This window comes from Streptomyces virginiae, assembly GCF_040638905.1.
In the GTDB taxonomy this organism is placed as follows: domain Bacteria; phylum Actinomycetota; class Actinomycetes; order Streptomycetales; family Streptomycetaceae; genus Streptomyces; species Streptomyces virginiae_B.
This window is the reverse complement of sequence record NZ_JBEZYV010000054.1, coordinates 1-2,628: the sequence shown is the minus strand read 5'-3', so window position 1 is coordinate 2,628 and position 2,628 is coordinate 1. Positions and strand designations below refer to the sequence as shown.

At 73.4% G+C, this 2,628-nt stretch carries 2 protein-coding genes; both read left to right on the top strand.

The window, feature by feature from the left end; genetic code table 11:
• The first annotated feature begins 206 nt into the window (after window positions 1-206).
• Entirely contained in the window at window positions 207-1,244 is a 1,038-nt protein-coding gene (locus AB0F82_RS36410) for a hypothetical protein (RefSeq protein WP_362635573.1), read from the top strand.
• 738 nt (window positions 1,245-1,982) lie between these two features.
• Window positions 1,983-2,480 carry a hypothetical protein gene (locus AB0F82_RS36405; protein WP_362635570.1) on the top strand — a complete coding sequence of 166 codons (498 nt, stop codon included), beginning with the start codon at window positions 1,983-1,985 and terminating at the stop codon, window positions 2,478-2,480.
• The last annotated feature ends 148 nt before the right edge of the window (window positions 2,481-2,628 follow it).

Sequence of the window (2,628 nt, the reverse complement as noted above, 5' to 3'; positions counted from 1 at the left end):
GCCCCCCCCCCGACCTCGTCAGCGACCCCCTCCCCCGGTCCCACCCCCCCACTACCCGGGGGGCGGAACCGGGCAGGGGCCGGCGGGGTAGCGGCAGGTGTGTCGATGCCGGGCGCCACCCACCCCGTCCGGCACGGTGAGCGCGTGTGTACAGCCGTCCCCCACGCCAGGACGGCACCCGGAACACGTGGTGAAGGGGCGCCCGCATGACCGACAACACCAACACCAACACCGGCACCGGCACCGGGACCGGCTGCGGAACCCACTCCGGCACCGGCAGTGCCACCGGAGCCGACACGGACACGGGCACGGACGCCGGTACGGGTTCGGGCGCCGGCGCCAGTACGGACACCGGTACGGGCACGGACACCGGAGCCGGCACGGGAGCCGGTACGGAAGCCGGCACGGACACCGGAGCCGGCACGGGAGCCGGTACGGAAGCCGGCACGGACACCGGAGCCGGTACGGGCGCGGACACGGCCCCCGGAGCCGGTACAGGTGCCGGTACGGGTGGGGTGTCCGCGCCGGCGACCAGCCGTCGGGCGCTCCTGCTGGCCGCCGGCTCGGCCGGGGCCGCCGCCGTACTCGGCGGAGCATGCAGCGCCCCGGCCACCACGCGCGGGGCCGCCGCACAACCGTCCGCCTCCCCACCCCCTCCCACCCCGCCCGCCCCGACCGGGGCGGGCACCGCCACCGCCCCAACGGCCCCGGCCTGCGTCCTTGCCGTCACAGCGGGCGCGGGACCCTACTACCTGGACCTCGACCTCGTCCGCTCCGACATCACCCAGGGCCGAGGCGGCGTACCCCTACAGCTGGAACTGACCGTCGTACGCGTCCCCGACGGCTGCCGGCCACTCCCGGCCGCCGGCGTCGAGGTGTGGCACGCCGACGCCGCCGGCAACTACTCCACCGGCAAAGACACCTTCCTGCGCGGCACCCAAATCACCGACCGCACCGGACGATGCACCTTCCACACCATCGTGCCCGGCTGGTACGCAGCACTCGCCCCCCACATCCACTTCAAAGTCCGCCCCGACCCCCACACCGAAACCACCTCCCAGTTCTTCTTCCCCGAAAACCTCCTGACCAAGATCTACACCCGCCCGCCCTACACACACCGCACACCACCCCCACACCCCAACACCCGCGACAACCGCTACCGCACCGCCGGCACCACCATGACACTGCCCCTCACACCCCACGGCAACGGCTACCACGCCACCTACACCATCGGCATCACCTAACCCAACCCCGCCACAACCCAACCCAAACCCGACAGGGGGCAAGGCCAGGCGTGGCAAGCCCGGGCCAGGCCGGGCAGAGCAGGGCCGGGCAGAGCAGGGCCGGGCAGAGCAGGGCCGGGCAGAGCAGGGCCGGGCAGAGCCGGGCAGAGCAGAGCCGGGCCGGGCAGGGCCGGCTACGGCTACCGCGGACCCGCGTTTCGCCGCCGCCCGGCAGGTGGCCGACGGGCAGAGCCGGGCCAGGGCCGGGCAGAGCAGAGCCAGGCCGAGCCCGGGCCAGGCCAGACAGAGCCAGGCCGGGCAGAGCCGGGCAGAGCAGGGCCGGACCGGCGACGCCTCCCGCGGACCCGCATTTCGCCGCCGCCCGGCAGGTGACCGACGGGCAGAGCCGGGCCAGGGCCGGGCAGAGCAGAGCCGGGCAGAGCAAGGCCGGACCGGACCGGACCGGACCGGCGACGCCTACCGCGACCCGCGTTTCGCCGCCGCCCGGCAGGTGACCGACGGGCCGAACCCAGGCCGAGCCCAGGCCGGGCAGAGCAGGGCAGAGCCCAGGCCGGGCCAGAGCCGGGCAGAGCCGGGCAGGGCCCAGGCCGGGCCAGGGCCGGGCAGGGCTGTATTCGCGCAGGTCAGACGGGGCCGCGGGCAGCAAAGAGCTCCCAGCGGGTGCGGCCCTCGCCCGGATCGGGGAAGCTGGGCATGGCCGCAGCGCCACCGGGCGCCACGGATGGGCGAGGAGGTCTCGTGGACGCTTCAAAAGACGCCCCCACCCCACACACCCGCACACACGTCCGGACCGGGATCCTGCTCAGCGCGGCAGCAGCCCTCCTCGCAGCAGCCGTACCAGCCTCCCCCACCCAGCCCGCCCCCGCACCCACCCCGGACCCCACCCCCGTCGTCGTCGACTGCTTCTCCAAACCCCAAATACGCCCCAAGGAATACCTCCTGGCCTGCGGCGACGGCAACAACCGCCTCGTCGACCTGCACTGGAACACCTGGACACCGAAAACCGCAACCGCCACCGGAACCGACCTGATCAACGACTGCCGCCCCTACTGCGCAGCAGGCCGCTTCCGCCCCTACCCCGTCACCGTCACCCTCAGCCACCCCCAACCCTGGCCCGACCACCCCGACACCCACCGCTACACCACCATCCGCCTCCTCTACACCCACACCACCCCCACCCCCACCCCCAAAGACGTCACCTACAAACTCGTCTACGACACCCCCGACACCCCCTGATACTCCAGCCGGACTTTGATGTTTTGCCTGGCCAACGGCTTGGATGTGGGGAATGTAGCGGGGTGCTGCCGGGTGCGGGACGGGTTCGCGCGGCCCGTCCCGCGAACAAGTGCCCACGCCGTGTGTAGTGACATCGGCGCGCTCTGGC